Source organism: Burkholderia sp. Se-20373 (assembly GCF_017104705.1).
GTDB lineage: Bacteria > Pseudomonadota > Gammaproteobacteria > Burkholderiales > Burkholderiaceae > Burkholderia.
In genome coordinates, this window is sequence record NZ_JAAGPH010000103.1 from 1 (window position 1) to 14,901 (window position 14,901).

At 64.1% G+C, this 14,901-nt stretch carries 9 protein-coding genes; 3 read left to right on the forward strand and 6 right to left on the reverse strand.

From position 1 onward, the window contains the following. Positions 1-2,103 (forward strand): glycoside hydrolase family 2 protein (locus G3N96_RS27140; protein WP_241022838.1); only part of this gene is annotated, 2,103 nt, incomplete at its 5' end. Positions 2,104-2,151: 48 nt separating this feature from the next. Here G3N96_RS27140 and G3N96_RS27145 read toward each other — a convergent pair. Beyond that, positions 2,152-3,543, reverse strand: a complete 1,392-nt coding sequence (locus G3N96_RS27145; RefSeq protein WP_185634133.1) for a sigma-54 dependent transcriptional regulator — start codon at positions 3,541-3,543, stop codon at positions 2,152-2,154. A 690-nt stretch (positions 3,544-4,233) separates the two neighbouring features. Next, positions 4,234-5,457, reverse strand: a complete 1,224-nt coding sequence (locus G3N96_RS27150) for a glycosyltransferase family 4 protein (RefSeq protein ID WP_241022839.1) — start codon at positions 5,455-5,457, stop codon at positions 4,234-4,236. 204 nt (positions 5,458-5,661) lie between these two features. Here G3N96_RS27150 and G3N96_RS27155 point away from each other — a divergent pair, with 204 nt between their 5' ends. After that, a complete protein-coding gene (locus tag G3N96_RS27155) occupies positions 5,662-6,324 on the forward strand; it encodes a drug:proton antiporter (protein WP_124577683.1) in 663 nt (220 codons plus the stop codon). Continuing rightward, positions 6,321-7,901 (forward strand): mannose-1-phosphate guanylyltransferase/mannose-6-phosphate isomerase, encoded by a 1,581-nt coding sequence (locus G3N96_RS27160; RefSeq protein ID WP_206139104.1) that lies wholly within the window; start codon positions 6,321-6,323, stop codon positions 7,899-7,901. Before G3N96_RS27155 ends, G3N96_RS27160 begins: the two co-directional genes overlap by 4 nt. Positions 7,902-7,952: 51 nt before the next feature. Here G3N96_RS27160 and G3N96_RS27165 read toward each other — a convergent pair whose 3' ends face one another. The 4 genes from G3N96_RS27165 to G3N96_RS27180 form a co-directional block, all read right to left on the reverse strand. After that, positions 7,953-9,200 (reverse strand): right-handed parallel beta-helix repeat-containing protein, encoded by a 1,248-nt coding sequence (locus G3N96_RS27165; RefSeq protein WP_206139105.1) that lies wholly within the window; start codon positions 9,198-9,200, stop codon positions 7,953-7,955. Positions 9,201-9,206: 6 nt separating this feature from the next. Next, on the reverse strand, positions 9,207-10,352 hold the full coding sequence (locus G3N96_RS27170; RefSeq protein WP_206139106.1) for an acyltransferase: 1,146 nt from the start codon (positions 10,350-10,352) through the stop codon (positions 9,207-9,209). A gap of 210 nt (positions 10,353-10,562) precedes the next feature. Further along, entirely contained in the window at positions 10,563-11,987 is a 1,425-nt protein-coding gene (locus G3N96_RS27175) for a DUF6418 domain-containing protein (protein ID WP_206139107.1), read from the reverse strand. Positions 11,988-12,060: 73 nt separating this feature from the next. Next, positions 12,061-14,376, reverse strand: a complete 2,316-nt coding sequence (locus G3N96_RS27180) for a GNVR domain-containing protein (protein WP_206139108.1) — start codon at positions 14,374-14,376, stop codon at positions 12,061-12,063. Positions 14,377-14,901 lie beyond the last annotated feature (525 nt).

The window sequence follows — 14,901 nt, forward strand, 5'->3', positions numbered from 1 at the left end:
CTGCGCGACGCGCGCGCGCCGCGCCGGGCGCGCTGGCGCACGCGGCTGGCCGAGCCGGCGGCATTGCGCACGGTCCGAACGTCGCTGTTCGGGCACATGCCGGGCTGGTTTCCGCCGTATGTGCCGACCGGCCCGTGGCGCCCGGTGGAGGTACTCGATCCGGCCGCCGGGCCCGTTCTCGTCGATTACGACCTGCGTGCGCGCATCGAAGGCGACACGGGCTGGCTCGACGCGGAACTGACGTTCGCCGCGCCGCTGCCCGACGCGCTCGCCGCACGGCTGTCGTGCGGCAAGCACCATGCCACGCTCGAACGGGCCGGCGCCGACCGTCTGTGTGCCAGCGTCGCGGTGCCCAACGTGTGCCGCTGGTGGCCGCATACGCACGGCGAGCCGGTGCTGTACGACGTCGCCCTTCATATCGGCGACGAGCGGCGACTGCTCGGCGCAACGGGCTTCCGCACGATCGAGGTCGACGCCGGCGTCGACAGCAAGGGTTTCGGCCTGCGCATCAACGGTGTGCCCGTGTTCGCGCGCGGTGCGTGCTGGAGCAGCGCCGCACCGCTCGCGCTGCACGCGGACGACGCCGCCTACGGCCGCCTGCTCGCGCTCGCGCGCGACGCCGGCTTCAACATGATCCGCGTCGGCGGCACCATGACCTACGAGGCCGATGCCTTTCACGCGTGGTGCGACCGGCTCGGGCTGCTGGTCTGGCAGGATTTCATGTTCGCGAACTTCGACTATGCGCTCGACGATCCCGCATTCGCGGACAACGTCGATCGCGAAGCCCGGCAGCTCCTGTCGCGCCGCAGCGCGTCGCCGTCGCTCGCGGTGCTGTGCGGCGGCAGCGAGATCGCGCAACAGGCCGCGATGTCCGGGCTCGGGCCGAAGCAGCGCTTCCTCGAGCTGACCGCCGACCGGCTGGCCGGCCACGCGGCCGCATGCCGGCCCGACGTCCCGTACGTGCCCGATTCGCCCGACGGCGGCGTGCTGCCGTTCGCCCCGCGCGAACGCGTGTCGCACTACTACGGTGTCGGTGCGTACCTGCGCCCGCTCGACGACGCGCGCCGCGCGGACGTGCGCTTCGCGAGCGAATGCCTCGCATTCTCGAACGTGCCGTGCGACGCGACGCTCGCCGAGCTCGGCTGGCCCGGCGTGCACGAGCCGCGCTGGAAGGCAGCCGTACCGCGCGACCCCGGCACGTCGTGGGATTTCGAGGACATTCGCGACCACTATCTGCAGACGCTCTACGACGTCGTCCCCGACCGGCTGCGGCGCGAGGATCCGGCGCGCTACTTCGAGCTGTCGCGCGCGGTGATCGCTGACCTGATGCGCGAAACCTTTTCCGAATGGCGGCGCACCGGGTCGCGCTGCGCCGGCGCGCTCGTCTGGCAGTTCCAGGACGTGATGCTGGGTGCCGGCTGGGGGCTGATCGACGCCGCGCACCGGCCGAAATCGGCGTGGCATGCGTTGCGCCAGGTCCTGCAGCCCGTGCAGGTGCTGCTGGTCGACGAAGGCTTGAACGGGCTCGACGTGCATGTCGTCAACGAGCGCCCCGCGCCGCTGTCGGCCACGCTCGAGCTGGTCGCACTGCGCGACGGCCGTACGCCCGTCGCGCGGGCCGGCTGCCCGGTGCGGATCGCCGCGCACGACACGGTGCGGATCGGCTCGGCCGAACTGCTCGGCCGGTTCTTCGACTGGACCTACGCGTACCGGTTCGGTCCCTGCGAACACGACACCGTCGTCGCAACCCTACGCGCCGACGACGGCACGCTGTTGTCGCAGGCGTTCCATTTCCCGTCCCGCACGCATCCGGCCGTGCTGGCGCGCCGTGAACTCGGGCTGGAAGCATGCGTGTCGCGCACCGGTGACACGTGGCACGTCGATATCGATACACGGCACGTCGCGCGTCATGTGCAGATCGATGCGCCCGGCTACGTGCCCCGCGACGACTGGTTCCATCTCGCGCCCGGCACGCCGGCGCGCGTCGCGCTCGTTCCGCTTGAAATGATCGGGAATAATGGCGCCCCGGCCGACCTGCCGCCGACCGTGGAAATCCGGGCCGTGAACGCCGCGCGCACGGTGCGCGCCACGCAGGCCGGTTGATGCAACGCGCGCGGCTGTCGGCAGCCGCGCGCGTCGCCTTGTCGAATCTCAGTCGGACGAGCCCGTGCCGCGCGGCCGCTCGATCCCGTATGCCTCCATCCAGCGATACAGCGTCGCGCGCGACACACCGAGCTCGCGGGCCGACGCCGCGACACGCCCGCGCGTGCGCAACAGGGCGGTTTCGATCGCCTCGCGCTCGATCGACTTGCGGATGTCGGCCACCGACGGTGACGCCGCATCGAGACAGTATTCGAGCTCGAGGTCCTGCGCGGTGATCAGGCGCCCTTCCGTCATCACGACTGCGCGGCGCACGCGGTTGATCAGCTCGCGGACATTGCCGGGCCAGTCGTGCTTGTAGAGTGCCGTAATCGCATCCGTCGAGAAGCCGCGCACGCGATGGCGCGCATCGCCGCGAAAGCGTTCGAGCATGTGATGCGCGAGCAGCTCGATGTCCTTGCCGCGCGCGCGCAGCGGCGGCTGGTCGATGCGCATCACGCACAGACGATGGAACAGGTCCGGCCGGAAGCGCCCCTCTTCCATCGCGTCGCGCAGGTCGACGTGCGTCGCCGACACGATCCGGACATCGACCGGCACGGGATCGCTGCCGCCCAAACGATGAATTGCGCGTTCCTGCAGAAAACGCAGCAGGCTCGCCTGGCTCTCGTGCGGCAGGTCGCCGATCTCGTCGAGCAGCAGCGTGCCGCCGTTCGCCGCTTCGACATAGCCGATCTTGCGCGCATTCGCACCGGTAAACGCGCCGCGCTCATAGCCGAACAGTTCGGATTGCAGCAGATGCGGGGGAATGGCGCCGCAGTTGACCGCAACGAACGGGCCGTTGCGACGCTCCGAATGGCGATGGATCGCGACGGCCGTCAACTCCTTGCCGGTGCCCGTTTCGCCGAACACGAACACCGGTGCGTCCGTACGCGCGAAGCGCCGCACCGTATCGAACAGCCGCAGCATCGCACTGCAGGTGCCGACGATGCCTTTTTCCTCCGATTCGAGCCGTTCGCGGTCGCGCGCGAACAGGCATTCCATGCCGTACGCGTGGCCGACCGTATCGGCGATCCGCTGGTGCGACGCGGGCAACGTGACGTAATCGAAGCAATAGTCGCGCAACAGCGCCCGCACGTTCGGTGAAGCGGTCTGGCCGACGTCGACGAGTGCGACCCAGACGACGTCGCGCATCGACGCGCAGGTCGACGCGATGCTGCCGATCGCATCGGCATGGCCGCCGCTCAGGTCGAGGATGCCGCAGGTGATTTCGCCGGACGTATCGCGCAGCTCGCTCGCCTGCGCGACGATCGACACTTTCCAGTCGCGCCGCGCCAGTTCCTTTCGCAGCATGACGGACGGCGACTGCGTCCAGTAAATCAGCGGACGCTGCCCGTTAGCACTCCCCGCGTCGGCGCTCTTATCGCGCGTTATTGGCATATTCATAACGAACCATCACTTTCTCCACTCCGCGAACCGTTCGCGTGCGCTGCGGCCGGCGGCGCATGGCCACCTTTCCGCGCTGCGTTTCCGCAGCCTTGGCGAAGATCGAAACTGCACACGGCGAGAACCCCCGGAGGTCGAACCGGATGTCATCCGGCCTCGTTGTCATCGAACTCGAAGGAAACGCGCGGCTGCGGGAGCCGCGACGTTCCCGCTTTGACGCGACCCGCCGGCAGGCGGGGCACGTCGACAAACGGAGCATCCGTCCGCATGTGCGCCGCGTCGTACACGACGATCGCACCCGATGCTGAACCGGATGGCGGCCAACCCACAAGCGGAATGACCGTCGCACTTCATCCGTTCGTGAATTTACACCTCGTTTCGAGATGGTCTTGTTACCAAAAGATAATCCTGAATCAGCCGGTTACGCAGCCGGTCGCCTCGCGCGACCCGCCTTTGGCTACTGAGATTTGATTCTCTCTCAACAATCGCGTCAATCAGTGCCAAATACTACATTTCCGCCAGATAGCCCCCCTCGATTGCGCGTGATTTTCACCGAAATCCTTTAAAAAGCCCGGCACCGCACGCCACTCGCCGCATAATCGCGCGCGCGGCCGGCCGGCTGCGCCGTCCCGGCGCGGCGCACGGGCCGCTCGGCGGTTACACTCCGTAATCAACCCGCGCGATCGCCGCTCAGGTTCGCAGCGCCGTCTCACCCTCCCGGACCGGCGGGTCGCCCATGACGTTCTCGACCGACACATCGGCGTGCGGCGTGAAACCGGCGGGACCGGCCATCTCCTCCTGCAACGCCGCATAGCCATTCATCACGAAGCGCGTGAGCTCGTCCCGAAAGCGCGCCGAGCCGAAGCGTTCGGCATTCGCGCGACATGCACGCGGATCGATCGCCCCGCGCGGTAGCGCTTCGAACCGGGCAAGCGCATCGACCAGTGAATCGACCGTCTGCGCGCGGTAGAACAGGCCTGTTGCGCCGGTGCCGGGCCACGCACGCACCGACTCGCGCACGCCGCCCTTCCCGTACGCGATCACCGGCGTGCCGCACGCCTGCGCCTCGACCGGCGAAATGCCGAAATCCTCTTCCGCAGCGAACACGAATGCGCGCGCACGTTGCAGGTGGTCGTGCAGCACGTCGAACGGCTGGTAACCGAGCAGCGTGACGTTCGGCCCGGCCAGCGCGCGGATCTTCGCCATCTCCGGCCCGTCGCCGATCACGACGAGGCGGCGTTCCGGCGTCCGCGAGAACGCGTCGACGATCAGGTCGATCCGCTTGTACGGCACGAGCCGCGACGCGGTCAGGTAGAACGCCTCCTTGTCCGGGCGCAGCGACAGGTGGTCGACGTCGACCGGCGGATAGATCACGGTCGCATCGCGCCGGTAGGTCTTGCGGATGCGACGTGCGATGAAATGCGAATTGGCGGCCACGCGATCGACGCCGTTCGCCGAGCGCGCATCCCAGTTGCGGATGTAATGCAGCAGCGCGCGCGCGATCGCCGATTTCGGCCCGCGTGCGAGCCCGGCCTCGTTCAGGTACTGGTGTTGCAGGTCCCACGCATAGCGCACCGGCGAATGCACGTAGCTGGCGTGGAACTGGTCCGGGCCGCTGAGCACGCCCTTCGCCACCGCATACGAGCTCGACAGCACGACGTCGTACGCCGACAGGTCGAACTGCTCGATGGCCAGCGGAAACAACGGCAGGTAGCTGCGGTAGCGCGTGCGCGCGAACGGCAGCTTCTGGATGAAGGACGTGCGCACCGCGTGGCCGCGCAGGCAGTCCCGATCCTCGAGGAAATCGACGAGGCTGTAGACATCGGCCTGCGGAAAGCAGTCGATCATGTGCGCCAGCACGCGTTCGGCGCCGCCGGGCACGACCAGCCAGTCGTGAACGATTGCAATCTTCAAGTACCGCTCCCGATTCTCCATTGACGTTCGTCGGCGGTGAGCCGCGCAACGCGGCCACCACGCCACGGCAATTATCGGAAAGCATCGGCACCGCCGATGTGTGCTAGCGGACACTACGGCGCTGTCGGCACACGATGCGTCGCGCGCGCGAACCCCGGGCATGGGTAAGCTTTCGAACAGACCGGCGCGCGCCGCATCCGCATCATGATCATCGCCGCTTCGCACGGGACGAACGTATTCGTGCGACCTGGCGTGCTGAAGGTTTCACACGAGGACCGCATCATGGAATGGCATTGTTGTGAATTCGAACATCTGAGCGCCGTCGATCTCTACGCAATCCTGCGCGCACGCAACACCGTGCTGGTCGTCGAGGATGCGCATACCCATCTCGACATCGACGGCAAGGACGCGGGCGCATTGCACGTCTATGCCACCGTGCGCAATGGCGACATGGCGGAAGTCGCGGCCTACGCACGGCTCCTGCCCGGCGACGACATCGATCCGGACGTCGTGATCGACAAGGTACTGACGAGCGAAGCGTGCCGCGACGGCGATACGCTCGAACACCTGCTCGAACGTGCCTTGACCGCCGCACTGGCCGCATGGCCGGACGCCGCGCTGCGCATGCACGTTCCCGCGCCGCGCCAGGCGTTCTACAAACGCTTCGGATTCCGCAAGGCATACGGACCGTATCTCGAACAGGGTGCACCGTTCGTCGGCATGATCCGGCCGGCCGACCGCACCGCCGGCGCGCTGCGCCAGTTGCTGTCCCGGACCGTTTCGGCGACCCGGCCCAGGAACGACGACGCGCGTGCCGACGGACGCCTTCAAACCCGGCTGCCCGCCGATACCGGAGCCAACCGATGACACGCACCCTGCACCCGGTTCCCGCCCCCGACCTGCCGCGCATCCTGCCGGTCATCCTCGCCGGCGGTTCCGGCACGCGCCTCTGGCCGCTGTCGCGCGAACAGTTTCCGAAGCAGCTGATCGAGCTGACCTCGAACGAATCGCCGTTGTCCGCGACGGCGCGTCGCCTGAACGGCATCGCGAACGCGGTGCTGGGCGACAGGCTGTTGCTGGTGTGCGGCGAACAGCATCGGATCATGAGCGCCGCGCAAGTGGTCGACCGTGCCGCGCCCGCCCGTATCCTGCTCGAACCCGCCGCGCGCAATACGGCTCCGGCGCTCACGGTTGCCGCGCTCGACGCCAGCGTGTTCGAGGACGACCCCGTGCTCGCGGTGATGCCGGCCGATCATGTGATCGCCGATGTCGGCGCGTTCCAGGATGCGATCGCGCGCGCGGCGCGTTATGCGCAAGAAGGCGCGATCGTGACGCTCGGTGTGCTGCCGCGCCGCGCGGAAACGGGCTACGGCTATATCCGGCTCGGCGAGCCGCGGACGAGCCGCCACGGCGGACAAGGTGGTTATTCGATCGGACGCTTCGTCGAGAAGCCCGACGCGGCGCTCGCCGAGCGCTACCTGCAGTCGGGCGACTACTGGTGGAACAGCGGCATTTTCGTCACGCGCGCATCGGTCTGGCTGAAGGCGATTCACGCACTGGCGCCTGAAATCCATGCGGCCTGCGAGTCGGCATGGCGCGCGGGCGTCGCCGACGATCCGTTCTTCCGGATCGACGCGGCGGCGTTCGACGCCTGCCCGTCCGACTCGATCGACTATGCGGTCATGGAGCGCCTGGCCGACAGCAGCGAACTCGGCATCGAAGGCATCGTGGTGCCGCTTTCGGCCGGCTGGTCGGACGTCGGTACGTGGGATGCGATCTGGGAAATCATGCCTAAGGACGACCAGGGCAACGTCGCCCGCGGCCCGACCGTGTTCGAGGACACGCAGGACAGCCTCGTGCGTTCGGAGGGCCGGCTCGTCGCGTGCGTCGGCATGAAGGATGTCGTCGTGATCGAAACGCCCGACGCGGTGCTCGTCGCGAACAGGCACGACGTGCAGCGCGTGAAGAACATCGTCGCGCGCCTGAAGAGCGACCGGCGCCCGCAGGCGAGCGAACACCGCAAGGTGCAGCGTCCGTGGGGGCACTACGATTCGATCGATCTCGGTGAGCGGTTCCAGGTGAAGCGGATCGTCGTCGAACCGGGCAAGCGGCTGTCGCTGCAGATGCACTATCACCGCGCCGAGCACTGGATCGTCGTGCACGGCACCGCGAAGGTGACGCGCGGCAGCGAGACCTTTCTGCTCAGCGAGAACGAGTCGACGTATATCGCCGTCGGTGAAGTCCATCGCCTCGAGAATCCCGGCCGCATTCCGCTCGAAATCATCGAAGTGCAATCGGGCAACTATCTCGGCGAAGACGATATCGTGCGCTTCGACGACCAGTACGGGCGCCCGGTCGTCGACGCGCTGCCGGAACAGCACGCGGTCCCGCTCGCTGCACAGGAACCGCACGTGCCGGTGGTAGAGGGAGACGTCGTGCGGTAATCGCGTGCCGCGCACGCCGGCGCGTGCATCGATTCGTCAGTCGATGCCGCGCTAGCGCGGGCGCGCCTGCCTGAGCGCTTCGCGCACTCGCGGCAACGCCGACGTGTCAGCTCCGGCCGTGTCGATCGGCGCCGGCAGCGCGACCTGCGCCGTGCACGGCGCAGCCTTCGCGCTACCCGAAGGACAGCCTCCGCCCCCGCCCACCTGCACCGGCTCCCCGCCGATCGCGGACAACCGGTTATCCGCGATCCGGTACTGCGACACGTTTCCCCACACGCGAATGCCGGCAAACCGCGCGTGCGACACGCGGTTGCCGATGACGACCACGCGCGTCACCGAGCCCGACCACGTACTGACGTCGATCGCGGCCTGCTGTGTCAGCGGGCGCGGATCGGTGCGGCCGGCCGCGGTCTGGATGGACGAAATCACGTTGTTCTCGACCCGTACGTCGGATGCGCCGTAGGTTCGGTAACTGTCTTCCTGTGCGACGAGGATGCCCGCACTGACCTGCACGTCACGCACGATGTTGTTCGAGATCGTCACCGCCGCGCCGCCGACCACCGTGATTCCGCGCCCCCAAGTGTTGCCTTCGAGCGAGTTGCCGGTAATCAGTACATTGCGGCTCAGCACCCCGTCGGCCAGGTAGCTCACCACGGCAATCATGTCGTCGCCGGTACCGCGCACGACGTTGCCCTGGACCAGTACATTGCTTGCGCCATGCGTCATGTGAATGCCGTCGGCGAGCGTTGAGTGCACCTGATTGCCGACGATCGCGACGTCGGATCCGCCAAATACGAAGATGCCCGCGCTGGCGCCGCCGTCGATGACGTTGTCGAGCACTTGCACGTCGTGCCCCGTCACCTCGACCTTGGTCGACTCCGGCGTGTCGAGACGCGTCGTGCCGGTTCCCTCGATATGAAACCCGGCGAGCGTCGTACCGTCGCCCCGCAGCTCGATCGTCTGATTGCCGGGAGCCGTCGCAATCAGCGTTGCGCCGAAACCCGACAGCACGACATGCCGCTGCCGCACGACCAACGAACGGCCGACGACATACCGTCCGGGCATGAACACCAATCGCTGGCCCGGCTTCAGCACGTCCAGCACACGTTGCAGCGCATCTGCCTGATCGGCTGCATCCGGGGCCGGATGAACGTACGCATCCGGTATGTCCGCGTGAATCGCTCCCGGTGCGGGCGCGCCGGATACGGCCTCGACGAACCCCGGCCACACCAGCCCGCCAGCCATCATCACGCCGGCTATGGCGGTGCATACGCGAAACAGGCATTGCGATCCGTGCATATCGAATCAGCCGGTCGCATCACCCGATGCGAACACACGACTACCCCGACGCGACGTGAGCATATGCGCCAGCCTCACGAACGGCGCTTCACACAGTCGGTAGCCGGCCCACGACAACGGAATCAACGGCACCATCGGTACGATCATATAAAGGCCAAGCGGCCATCCGGTGATGTGGAAACGCTGACACAACCAGAAAGCCACGAAAAGCGGAAGACTGTGCAACAGGTAGATCGAGTAACTGATCTTGCCGATCCACGAAAGCAGACGGATACGAAGCTTCAGCAAGGTTGCCAGTATCGCGAAGGTCGCGATCCCGATCATGTACGCGAGGGAAATAGGAAGATGGAACGCGTTGTGGTGTCGCCAATCCTCGATGGCCCCCGCCAGCGCAATACCGACGACCGGTATCGTCACATAGGCGACGGCCGATCGGTAAGTCAGCGAGAGTCGGGACAGCACGCCGCTTCCGGCCAATCTGACGTGCAGCAACTGCGAAGGATTGTCATACGCCATGCGAAAGCAGGCGCCCCAGAACATGATGCCGAGATGATACGGCATGGTCTTGTACTGACTGAGAAGATCGGCCGGGAAGAGCCGCAACTTGAGGGTCAACACAAAGAGTCCGCATAACCCGACCGTGACAAGACACAAATGAAGCATCCGGTGAAGCGCACCGCACCAGAACAGGATCAGGCACAACCCGTAGAAATACAGCTCCGTTTCCAGCGTCCAGCCATGCGGCAGGATCAGGCTTTCCCCAAACGCTGCCGGGATCATGGTCACGTTCGCCAGCAAGCCATGGACGTCCATGCTCTTGTCGAACAAATACCAGTGAACGAAATACCCGGCAGGAAGCGCAAGCCAATAGGCGGGATACAGTCGAAAGAATCGTCGAACGAGGAACCGCTTGGTGCCCGCGCCGATCTCGCCGTGCAGGCTGGTTGGAATCAGCATGCCGCTGATCGCGAAGAAAAGGACGACCCCGATTCTTCCGAAATTCACGGAGCGTTGCAGGGTGTCAAGCACGTGCTGTGAGCCGGCAAGGGGAACGAACCGTTCAGCATAGTGCGTCCAGATGACGAGGATCACCGCAACGGCACGCATCGCGTCGATATGGTCAAACCGCTCCGAATGATTCGCTTTTGACATGACGGGCTTGGTGATGATTCAAGACATAAGGCTGCTCGCCTACACGACCGGAAACACCGTTTCCGACATTGACGAAGCAGACAGAGACGCATTGCGCCGGCTCGCAAACGAGCGATGGCCGAGCGTGCGTCGACAACCTTCTCGCGGCCCATACCGGCGAACGACGCCGACGCGAAATTGACGAAAGGTCTCGGGATAACCTGACGCGGTTCATTCGAGGTCCGAATGCTTCGCATCGACCCAATACCACCAGGCGAGCGCGAGAATCGCATAAAAAACCGTACGCGAGCCGAACATCATCCAGTATTCGCCTTGCTGGACGGCGAAGGTCGCATATGAAAAGACCTTCGCCATCAGCCACAGCATCACGACCCCGCCGCGCATCGCCACCACGATCTGCAGTGCTCCGAGCGCGCCGTACACCAGGCCGGTCATCGCGACAAAGAGCGCGCCCCCGGCATAGCCGAACCAGTACACGGGCACGGCCATGTTCCCCATCGTGAAGGTGACGTCGTCGAACATGTACGCCCGGAGAACGCTCGGTTCGGTGTACGACTTCATCAAGTCACGCAAGCCGCTCGGTTCTGATTCATCGAAAAACGTCGGCATGGTCCAGGAACCGAGCGAGTTCACGAAACGCCAGAAGGCGTCCGTGCCACCCAGCCTGGGTGCCGTGAACAGCTGGGCATCGTTGTCGACCACGTACCACGGCTGGCCCTGCAGCAGGAAGCGCGAAGAGAGCATATCGGCCACTTCAAGCCCCTGCCCCCTGTACGAGTAGACGATGGAGACGGCGCCAAGCAGTAGCGCCAGGCCCGCACCGATCCCCAGATAGCGAACAACCGGCTTGCCGTTCATCGCATGAATCGAAATGAACGGGGCAAGCGAGCACAGCCCGATGTGCAGCACTGCCATGAATTGCTCGCCATGCATCACATTGAGCGCCAGGTCGACCGCCATCGTCAGGATCGCCGCCACCCGGACGCGCTTGTCGGCGCTGGTGGCGATGGTGCCCAGCAGAAAGCCCATGAACGACTGATTGTTCAGGAACAGGTTGAACATCATCCCGTTCGATGAATCATTCCGCAGCGCATATCGATTGATGCCGGAAAACAACGAGAACCCTGACGTCAGACCGGCGATCACGCCGATCGCGATAATCGTGGCCGCGAGCCCGAATCCCATCGCGATGCTGATTGGTTGCAAGGTGATCCGCGCCTTGATCGACGCGCGGACCGGGCGCTCGTCCAGAAATCGACTGAAAGCGACGAGCGCACAGACGACAAAAATCAGGTAGAACGACAGGAGCCGGCTGAACGCCCCGGTCGCGTCACCGATGACATCGGTTTCCGTCAGATAGCCACCGTCCTCCAATCCCACGCCTGCCAGGAATGCGGTCATGCCGATCGCCAGCACGTAAAGCATCGACACGGCAAACACCGGACGCGACCTGACCAGGCCGACGACGCCCAGTGTTGCCAACAGCAACGTGCACAACGCGCTCGACTTCGCCATTCCGAGCGCGGGCATCACCGCGTTGAACAGCAATGCCAGCGTGAATAGCGTCAATACGATCACGCCGGTGGCGGATACGAAGCCGCCGTTGCTTCCCAGTGTTCCCGTCACCTTACTCATCGTGCCGCAACCCGAAATTCGTTCCTTCCTTCACGCACCTGCACCATGTAGCTGCGCTCCGCGCCAATCGATATCACGCAACGTTCCTGAGCAACTCCTTTCTTACTCGCGTCCATGCCCTGAACAAAAACGTCTCGGATGGGACATGGCGAGGATTGCTCTGCGTCGGGGTTTCCTTCGCAGGTCGACGCGCGTTCGCGTAATAGCCGTAGCGGAACGGTGAAGGCTCGAAGCCGTTGAATACCAGGCCATCCACATCGGCTCCGAACTTTTTCAGGTTCCCGATCGCATCCGCCACGCCGGCGTAGCTGACCGAACCTTGCCGCACCACCATCAACGTGAGGTCGGCGAACCTCGACAACATGGCGACGTTTGCGGCCGGATGAGCCAATGGCGCGTCCACGATGATCAGGTCGTATGCGCCTCGCAGTGAAGTGAACAGCGCGTCCAGCTTCTCGGTGCCGTACAGGTTCCGCAAAGGCTTGCCCTCTGCTCCGGCGGGCAGCACGTCAAGATTGTCATGAACGCGCGAGATCACCTTCTTGAGATCGATCGAGCCTTTCAGCACATCCGACAAACACTTCTCGACTTTCACCGGCAAGCATCGCTCGATGCTCGCCTGGCCTGCATGGGCACGCACAAGCAAGGTCTTGACGCCGCTGTCCGCGGACAGACACGCAAGATTGGCGGCGATCATCGACTTGCCCTGCCCCGGCTCGGGGGACGTAATCAGAACGGTCTTCGCGCCTTCGCGCCCGGTGGTCGTCTTGCAATGCAGCAGCAAGACCAGATCTGCGATCGCTTCGGCGAACGGCGCGTCAGGGTACTCCCTCACGGCCATGAAAACCGGCCTGCCGTTCGAGTCGGCCTCGATCTGCTGAGGCGATGACGGGAGTACGCCAAGCAGCGGAACGCCCACCATCGATTCCAGATGCTTCGGATCGCGAACACGCCCGAAAAACAATGCATAGCCTTGTGCCACGGCAACGCCCAGTATCAGTCCGACCACCGCGCCCAACACGATCACGAGCATTCGCTTTGGCCGAATCGGCTTGTCGCTCACATCGGCCTTGTCGATGATGGACGCATTGCCAACCGTGCCTGCTTTCGCAATCTGCAACTGCTGCGTGTTGTTCAGCAAGCCGACGTATAGCTGGTTATTGACTTCGACGTCTCGCGCCAAACGCAAATAGGTCTGCTGCTGCGACGGCAAATGCGCCACCTTGCTTTTCAATTCGGCCGACTGCTGATCGAGCGTCTTCAGTTTGTTGACGACGGCAGCGATCTGGGGTTGTCCGGCAACATACTTGGACGACAAGTCCTGATACTCGAGCTTGGCTTCGAGCCGCGCCTTGTCGACAAGCGCCAATTGGTCAATGAGCAGCCTGACATCGCCTTGCGAATCGATCGACCCCTGCGCGTTGCGGAACGTGTTCAGCGCCTGCTCCGCCTGTTCCAGCCGCGCCTTCACGGCCGGCAGTTGCGCGTCGAGGAATGCCTGGCTGCGTTCGGCATCCTCCGAACGCCGCTTCGCGTTGACATCCAGATAAGCCGCGGCAATGGCGTTGAGCAGCCGCGCAGCAAACACCGGATCGGGATCCTCGAGATTGAGCTGCATGATGCCCGACTGGCGTTTCGTTTCCGCCCCGGTCAACTTGGTCAGGATGGCGTCGAGTCGCACGGACGTGGCAACCCGCCGTACACGGAACTCCGTACCGGCGCGCGCCACGATCCGCGACACCTCCACGCGATAGCCGTTGCCTTCGCTCGGCGAGCCGATTACGCCCTTCAACACCTCCTGGCCATCGCTGTCCTTCAACACGAACCGATTGCCGTCGAGATAATCGAACTCCAGCTTTTTGCCAAGCTGTGCATCAGGGACATCAAACCTGGTGAATTCGATTCGTTCACCGCCCCACGCCCAGAACGGGGTATTGAACAACGGAATGACGAGACCATTCGCATCTTTCGACAGGATCGAACCCAGCAAACCCGCGACGAGCGGAATCCGATTGCTGACTGAAACTTCCGCCTGCGCGGCGGTCGCCTCGATCGCCTGGGTGACAACCGTGCGCGAGCGGGCGATATCGATTTCGCCGACTACGGCAGAATTCTGAATATCCAGTGCATTTGAAATCTCGGAAAGCGAACCCAGCGCGCTATGCTTGTTTTCCTGGACCTGTATCAGCGTATCAACAGAGTAAATCGGCGTCGCCGAAATGGCATATAAAAATGCCAGTAGCAGACACCCCAGAAAAACGGAAATAAACGCTCGTCGATAATAAAATAAATTTTCGAGCAATTCGGCCAGTGTAAAGCGGGACGCGTCGCGAGAAATATTTCCCGCTCCGTCCCGGTACTCATTAGGCGAAGGTCGATCCAATGCCATGCAAAAACTCCCAAATTGCCACCTTGCCAGGCTTCACGCGGCGGCGCGTGCGCTCGGCCATGCGAGCCGCGCGACGCGTACCAGGTCGCGCCGTCCCGGGCACCTACCCTGCTGCCGACCGCCGATCGGCAAAAAGTACGTCACTGAACCGTTGCCGCAGGAACACCAATGATTCTGTTTGTCCGGCCACTATGCGGTAAATGCCCGGCGCGCTAAGTGCGATGGCTTACATTAATAAGCACTGGCGGTGCGAATCACTGGGTTGCCTACCTGTCTCGTGCTATGTTGAGTAGGCGTTGTTTCCGCTTCCGGCAACCCGTGACAATACTGTGGCTTGATGGCGCAATCAGGCATATGACGTGAGCACGTCTTTTCATATCATTCATCGCGTCACCCCGTTTGACGATTTTTATCAAAAAAACGGCGCAGAACCATCGCTATCGGGTGTCGAGATGAAAAAATCTTCTGACCTGGAAGGCACGGCGAGTATCAAATTTATTTAAATTGTTTCTAAATACAGGACTA

Bases quoted from the DNA above. Each gene is read 5' to 3' on its own strand.
- G3N96_RS27145 (WP_185634133.1), bottom strand. From the start codon at position 3,543: ATGAATATGCCAATAACGCGCGATAAGAGCGCCGACGCGGGGAGTGCT.
- G3N96_RS27155 (WP_124577683.1), top strand. From the start codon at position 5,662: ATGATCATCGCCGCTTCGCACGGGACGAACGTATTCGTGCGACCTGGC.
- G3N96_RS27160 (WP_206139104.1), top strand. From the start codon at position 6,321: ATGACACGCACCCTGCACCCGGTTCCCGCCCCCGACCTGCCGCGCATC.
- G3N96_RS27165 (WP_206139105.1), bottom strand. From the start codon at position 9,200: ATGCACGGATCGCAATGCCTGTTTCGCGTATGCACCGCCATAGCCGGC.
- G3N96_RS27170 (WP_206139106.1), bottom strand. From the start codon at position 10,352: ATGTCAAAAGCGAATCATTCGGAGCGGTTTGACCATATCGACGCGATG.
- G3N96_RS27175 (WP_206139107.1), bottom strand. From the start codon at position 11,987: ATGAGTAAGGTGACGGGAACACTGGGAAGCAACGGCGGCTTCGTATCC.
- G3N96_RS27180 (WP_206139108.1), bottom strand. From the start codon at position 14,376: ATGGCATTGGATCGACCTTCGCCTAATGAGTACCGGGACGGAGCGGGA.